Below are 7,162 nucleotides of genomic sequence, written 5' to 3'. Positions count from 1 at the left end.
CGTGCCCCACCACGCCCGTGTGCCACCAACGCAGGGCACGGGCAAGCCGTGCCCCGACCACGCGCCCCCGTGCCCCACCACGCCCGTGTGCCACCAACGCAGGGCACGGGCAAGCCGTGCCCCTACAGCGAAACGCGGATCTCTTCTAATACGGGGATTGTCAGGGCATGCAATTGCTCGATCTTGGCGAGGTGCCCCTGGATGTCGTTGATCGCGTCGGCGCGGGCCTCTTCTTCCAGGATGCGCGACGCTTCTGCCAGGGGTTCGGCACCCACCAGTTTGCTGGTTGATTTCAGCGTATGGGCCGCCCGGCGAATGCGGGCCAGGTCGTCATCGATAATCGCCTGGCGCAACTGTTCGAGCAGGCTGGTCGCTTCCGAGAGGAAGAGCGTGATGAACTGGACGATCATCGCGGTGTCACTGCCCCCCTGAATAGTCCCGAGGAGCTCGAGCGTTGCGCGGTTGATATAGGCCGAAGCCGATGGCATAACAGGGGCTGGCTCGGCCACCGGCTCGGCAACTGGCTCATACGAGGAGCCCGCCAGGGACGCATACGAGGGGTCGTCTAGTGACGCATACGAGGAGTCACCCAGTGACGCATACGAGGAGTCACTGTCAGGATCAGGCAAGAGTTGCCAGTCGCTCTCTGGTGCCGCAACGGGGCCAGGGTCAGGCTGAGCTTCGGGGGCCTGCAACGCTTCATGCCGCATCAGGGCGGCATCAAGTGCTTCGATCCGTACTGGCTTGCTAATGTAGTCGTCCATGCCAGCCGATAGGCAAAGCTCGCGGTCGCCACTCATCGCATTCGCGGTCATGGCAATGATATACGGGCGCTGCGAGGGTTCCATCCGGCTGACAATGCGTTTCGTTGTCTCGATCCCGTCGAGCTCGGGCATTTGCAGATCCATCAAGACCACATCGTAGGGCTGGCGTTCTAGCGCATCGAGGGCCTCGAGGCCATTGGCCGCCAGGTCGGCATGGTAGCCGAGGCGGTCAAGCATGCGCACAGCCACCAGTTGGTTGACGGCATTATCTTCGACCAGCAGCAGCCGAACATGGGCTCGTGCCTGCTGCCTGGGAATTTCAAGCGCATCAAGCTCGTGCGTCTGCGCCTGGGGTGACACCAGACCCAGGGCTTCAAGTAAGGTACGATGGAGGGCGGCCCGTTTGATTGGGCGACGCAAGAAGAGGTATGTATGCTGCGTTGGCAATGCCTGCGAGCCAGGGGCAACCATCAGGATCAGAGCCGTCCTGGTTGCTTCCAGATGATGGCAGAGCTTTTGGAGCACCCTGGTTCGCTCGGGTTCTTCACAGATAGTCCCAATCAAGGCAACGTCAACGGGATGCCCCTCGACCAGCCAGGCGTGGACTTCTGACACTGAAGCGAGAGGGTGCGCCACCACACCCCAGTGCTCGCAGTGGTACATCAGCATCTGACGTGCTGCGGGATTGCGTTCGACAATCAGCGCTTCACGCCCAAAGAGACTCGGCCCGTCCTGGTCAAGTTCAGCCTGACACGCATCACGAACAAGCGGGAGCGTAAGGGTAAACCAGAAGGTACTGCCGACCCCAACCTCGCTCGACACACCAATCTGGCCGTGCATCAATTCACAGAGCCGCTTGGAGATCGCGAGCCCGAGGCCCGTGCCGCCATAGCGCCTGGTCGTACTGGCATCGGCCTGGATGAACGCCTGGAAGAGCCGGTCGATCGTCTCGGGAGGAATGCCGATGCCGGTATCCTGGATCTCAAAGGTCAACTGCATCTCGGTTGGCGTCGGTTGAGACCAATCACTTGACCAATCAATCGTATTCGGCAGGTGCTCGGCAGCGCGCACCGTCAGGGTGACACGACCTTGCGCCGTAAACTTGACCGCATTGCCAAGCAGATTCAAAAGAATCTGGCGAATCCGGGCAATATCACCCGACAGCATCCGTGGCACACCTGGTTGGATCAGGCAGGTAAGATCGAGTTTCTTGGTCGCAGCGGTGGCCGCAACCATATCGAGCACCGTTTCGACACACTCTTCGAGATCAAACGGCATCTGCTCGAGTTCAAGCTTGCCCGACTCGATCTTGGAAAAGTCAAGGATATCGTTGATCAAACTGAGCAACGTCTCGCCGCCGTTGCGGATCGTCGTAACATACTCACGCTGCGCCTCGTTGAGCGGGGTCGAAGCGAGCATGCCAGCCATCCCGATAACCGCATTCAGCGGCGTCCGGATCTCGTGGCTCATATTGGTGAGGAACTCGCTGCGTGCCTGAGCCGCAGCCTCGGCGGCCTCTTTGAGTTGCAGGTTGGTCAGGGCCTGGCCCACGGCGGTGGCGACCCGCTCGGCCAGCGCAATCTCATCGGCATTGAAGACCCGCGTCTGGGGAGAAGAGAGCCCGATCGTCCCAATGACCGTATCGTTAATCAAGACCGGCACGATCAGCAACGAAACCTTGCGGCGCAACTTTGCGCCATTGGCATTGGGTTCACGTTGGGAACTAAGATAGATGTCAGCAATCGCAACCGTCTCACGGCGAGCGATCAGATCCTGCGTCAAGAGATTGCCCCGAATCGGGATCACCGAACCAATCACCGAAGGCCCGGTCTCATCACGATACTCGGCCACAACCATCTGCGCCGTCCGATCTTCATTCAACAGCGCGCAGAGCGCTTGGGGGACATCGAAGGCATTGGCAAGATCGACACAGATGCGCTGGAGTGCCTGCCGCATATCGGGGGCCGTCGCGATCACACTCATCATCCGGTTGAGCAACAAGGTTTCGCGTACCACCCGCTGCTGATCGCCGCGGAAGCGCGTGCGCTCAATCGCCTTGCCGACATCATCGCAGAGCGTGTTCAGAAAGCGGAGATCACCGTCGGTCAACGTACCAGCCTCGTGGCGCACCACCGCAAGGACGCCAACGAGCCGATCAATACCCTTGATCGGCAGCACTGCCAGCGAGAGCGGATCAGGGGACGGCGCCGCACGACATTGACAGGCATCAGGGATCAGCAACGGCTCGCCAGTCCGCACCACCGCACCAATCGGACTCTCGGCGAGGCTATCGTCCCAGCAACTAACATCAGCACCGAGACGATGCTTGACGGCAAGGGTCTGGGCCTGATGCACATAGAGCGTCACCCCATCAAAACCTCCGACCTCAAAGACAGTGGTCGCAAAGGTCTGAAGGATCGCATCAAGGCCATCAGCGGCACCGATACGCGTACGTGCACAAGTTAGACGATTCTGGTCCTCTTTGTTCCGTCTGACCCGTGCGTCTAGTTCTTCATAGCGCTGTTCAAGCACCTCAAGCTTACGATGAAGGCGGTGAACGCGCCCACGGGGAACACGGAAGATACCATGGGAAGACTCTGACATAAGACGGCTCCGTAGCACAGCCAGACCTCAGGCTTTTGCCCCCTGCCGCTGAAGTTGGCGCTGATGAACACGTTTATGGGCGGGCGAACCAGTCGCCGCCGGGCGATGACGGTCAGCTTCGGTACTCAAATAAAAAGCCCAGTCTTCGAGCAGAATGCCGAGCGGCTTGGTCGGCATTTCGAGAACCGGAGGCGCACCGCGGTTGAGGGCACTCACAAAGAGATCGTGGGCAAACGGGATGGCCGTATCAAGGCTACGACCGAGTGCCTTTTCGATATCTTTGCGTGGCAAACCACCGCGCTCAAAGGTCACATTGATCAGCAATTTAATCTTTTCGGGATCATAGCCCAGCTGGGCAAAGACATCCATCGCGCAGGTTGCGGCCACGACCGAACCAATTTCGGGGGCAATGAGCAGGATAATCTCATCCGCCGCATCAAGCGCCGCAAGCGAAGGTTCGCTAAAACTATGGGGTATATCGAGCACGACATAGTTGTAACAAGAGCGCAGCACCTTCAACACCCGTGAGACGAGTTCGCCATTGATTGGCTCATTATCCTCGGGACGGGGGGCCGAAGGCAGCACCCGCAGACCACACGCATGGCTCAGCATCATATGGTCGAGCGTATCGGCGTCAATTTCCTCACTATTCTTCGTAGCAAGATCGCCCCAGCTATAACGCAACGGCAGGTTCAACATCAAGCCACTATGCCCACCCGTAAAGACCATATCAACGAGGGCCACGCCCCCATTCCAGAGTTGCGCCAAGCCAGCCGAGAGATTCACGGCGAGCGTCGAAACCCCCACGCCACCGCGGAGCGAAAAGAACGCGATCACCTTGCCACTGGACTGCTCTTGCGGTTGAATGCTGATCACAGAACGGCGCAGAAGCGCCCGCGCCCGCGCAAGCAACTCCTCGGTCTCAAACGGCTTGCCCATATAATCATCGGCACCAGCCTCAAGACCCTGGATTTTCTCGTGCAACGACGTATTCGCCGTCAACATCATCACCGGAAGCGTCGCGAGGGCAGACGAGCGACGGATACGCCGACAGACTTCGTAGCCGTCCATCCCTGGCATTTCGACATCGAGAATGATCAAATCAGGGCGAATTGACTCAGCCAGACGCAGACCCTCACGGCCATCCGGGGCCAGAATAACCTCAAAACCACCCGACACCAGAGCCAACTCAATGGTCTTGAGGTTCATCATACTATCATCAACCACCAGGATGCGCTGTGCCATGCTCCACTCTCCAGATCTTTGTGTATCCTAGCTATACTGTAGCATATCTCTATTACCACTTTGTGATCTACTCAGGAAGCTTTCTTTCGCTCGACAAAACGCCCGCGACGCGGGCGTTTTGTCAAGCGATGCAAGCGCCAGCCTTGCACAAGCACAGGCCGCAGGCCCAACCACGCGCCGCAGGCAAAACCCTTGACAACCTTCCACCAGAAGCTATAATCGAAGTATTAGAATACCCCCGCCGCACGCCTGACGCATATCTTCCCCTCTCAGGAGTCACCCTATGTTCCCACGGCTTACCCGATCGTTTTTTGTTGTCTGTTTGCTTAGCATATGTGCCGGTGTCGCCGTCGGGATGTTTGCCCTTCCCACGGCAGGGCGCGCCCAGGAAGACGTGCTCTATTTTGCGGCTACCGGGCACCGCTTGAGCAATGCGAATGGGTTTCTGAATCACTGGCGCAGCAGCAATGGGTCCCAGACCCTCGGTGCTCCGTTGACCGAGCCCTTCGAGCAGCATGGGTTGATGGTGCAATACTTTGAATATGGACGACTCGAATACCATCCCGCCTACGATGGAGCCATCCTGCGCGGTCGGCTCGGGGCCGAGTATGCTGAAGCCTTGTGGAAAGAGTTTGCGCCCCCTGACCCGGTCGTGCTTGGGCAGCCCGAGGCTCGTCTGTTTCCCGCGACCGGGTATGCCGTTGGCGAGCCCTTTTTGTCTTTCTGGGAGACAATGGGCGGGCTGGATGTTTTTGGCCTGCCGATAAGCAACCCGGCCTGGGAATATATTGGCACGCAGATGGCGCTGGTGCAGTACTTCGAACGAGCGCGCCTCGAAGCCTACCCTGGAGCCAGTGAAGCGGGGACGTTGGTTCAGATCGGGAGCCTTGGGCGCGACCTGGCCCTCTTGCGTGGCCTTCCGACAGCGGCGGTCGATCCGGCGGGGGCAAGCGTTGTTGATCACTACGGCCAGCCTCTGCCGATCCCAACGCCGCTGCCACCGACGGCGGTTCCACCGACAGCCATACCACCGACAGCCGTACCCGCAGCCCCGGCCCCCGCAAGCGCCCCGGCCCCTACGGCAGTCCCGGCCCCCGCGTCGCCGGCGCCATCCCCGCGTGGCGGCAAAGGCATCATTGTTGACCTGAGTGACCAGTGGCTCTATGCCTACGAAGGCGACCGGATGGTCTTCGATGCCCCGGTCTCCACCGGACGCGACGGCTTCAATACGCCAGTTGGACGCTATGCGATCTACGCGAAGGTCCGGTCACAAACAATGTCTGGCTGCATTGGCGGCGAATGCTGGAACGTGCCCAACGTACCTCACGCCATGTACATCGTCGGCGACGTGGCGCTGCACGGCACCTACTGGCACAACCAGTTTGGCACCGGCGTACGGCGAAGTCACGGCTGCATCAATCTGCCGCTCAACGCAGCCGCCTGGGTCTACGAATGGGCCCCCACCGGCACCCCCGTCACCGTCCGTTGGTAAGGAAGCGCGCATACGGCAAGCTTCGCTTGCCGTCATTTGTAAAAGCGGTTGTATGCTTGCTCGCGGCGTAGCCGCGAGCAAGCATACAACCGCTTTTACGAAAGGATCCTAATGAACCATCAAAACTTTGTCACTACCACCCGCGGCCTGCGCCGCGACAGCCCACCGATGCGCCTCTTTGAAAAGGCGAAACGGCTGGGCATCTGGAACCCGAGTACGCTTGATCTGACCCGCGATGCCGCTGATTGGCAAAGGCTGAGCGCCCCCGAGCAGGATCTCTTGCTGCGTCTGACGGCGCTCTTCCAGGCGGGCGAAGAGGCGGTGACCCTCGACCTCTTGCCGCTGATCCAGATCATCGCCCGCGAAGGCCGCGTCGAAGAAGAGCTCTTTTTGACCACGTTTCTGTTTGAAGAGGCCAAACATACCGACTTCTTTGCCCGTTTCCTCGACGAGGTCGCGCAGAGTGACCACGATCTGAGCCGCTATCACTCACCGAGTTACCGCGCCCTGGTCTACGAAGCCTTGCCTACGGCGATGGGACGCTTGATTGACGATCCCTCGCCCTTTGCGCAGGCCGACGCCTCACTGACCTACAACATGATTGTCGAAGGCGTGCTGGCCGAGACAGGGTACCACGCCTACTTCACCATGCTCGAAGCCAACGACCTGATGCCGGGTACGCGCCAGGGCATCTATCTGTTGAAGCAGGACGAATCGCGCCACATCGCCTATGGCGTCTACCTGCTCTCACGGCTGATTGCGGCCAACAACGACATCTGGCCCTACATCGAAACGCGGATGAACGACCTGGTGATGTATGCCATGGGCGTCATTGACGAAATCTTTTCGAGCTACGAAACGATGCCGTTTGGCCTAGAGCTGGAAACCTTCAGCACCTACGCGCTGGGCCAATTCCAAAAACGCCTTGATCGCGTCGAAGCAGCCTGTGGCAAAAGCCTCGCCGACATCGAACAGATCGCCGAACGCTACATCGCCGACGACGATGGGTAAGTGGGGGCCTGCGGCCCCCACGTAAAAGGGGTATGCTGGCGAACGA

General features: G+C 59.5%; 4 protein-coding genes. 2 read left to right on the top strand and 2 right to left on the bottom strand.

The genetic code is table 11. The features are described 5' to 3' along the window. Positions 1 to 122: 122 nt before the first annotated feature. Together EYB53_RS08320 and EYB53_RS08315 are read right to left on the bottom strand one after the other, a co-directional pair. Positions 123 to 3,368 carry an ATP-binding protein gene (locus EYB53_RS08320; protein WP_135477735.1) on the bottom strand — a complete coding sequence of 1,082 codons (3,246 nt, stop codon included), beginning with the start codon at positions 3,366 to 3,368 and terminating at the stop codon, positions 123 to 125. Between the two features lie 27 nt (positions 3,369 to 3,395). Next, positions 3,396 to 4,613 (bottom strand): CpaE/TadZ family protein, encoded by a 1,218-nt coding sequence (locus EYB53_RS08315; RefSeq protein WP_135477734.1) that lies wholly within the window; start codon positions 4,611 to 4,613, stop codon positions 3,396 to 3,398. 283 nt (positions 4,614 to 4,896) lie between these two features. On the opposite strand from EYB53_RS08315, the gene EYB53_RS08310 reads away from it, so the two are divergent. Both EYB53_RS08310 and EYB53_RS08305 read left to right on the top strand, forming a co-directional pair. Next, complete coding sequence (locus EYB53_RS08310; RefSeq protein WP_254150974.1) at positions 4,897 to 6,105, top strand: L,D-transpeptidase; 1,209 nt, start codon at positions 4,897 to 4,899, stop codon at positions 6,103 to 6,105. Between the two features lie 111 nt (positions 6,106 to 6,216). Then, positions 6,217 to 7,116, top strand: a complete 900-nt coding sequence (locus EYB53_RS08305; protein WP_135477733.1) for a R2-like ligand-binding oxidase — start codon at positions 6,217 to 6,219, stop codon at positions 7,114 to 7,116. The last annotated feature ends 46 nt before the right edge of the window (positions 7,117 to 7,162 follow it).

The organism is Candidatus Chloroploca mongolica (assembly GCF_004762035.2).
Classification (GTDB): Bacteria; Chloroflexota; Chloroflexia; order Chloroflexales; family Chloroflexaceae; genus Chloroploca; species Chloroploca mongolica.
This window is presented reverse-complemented; position numbering and strand designations above follow the sequence as displayed.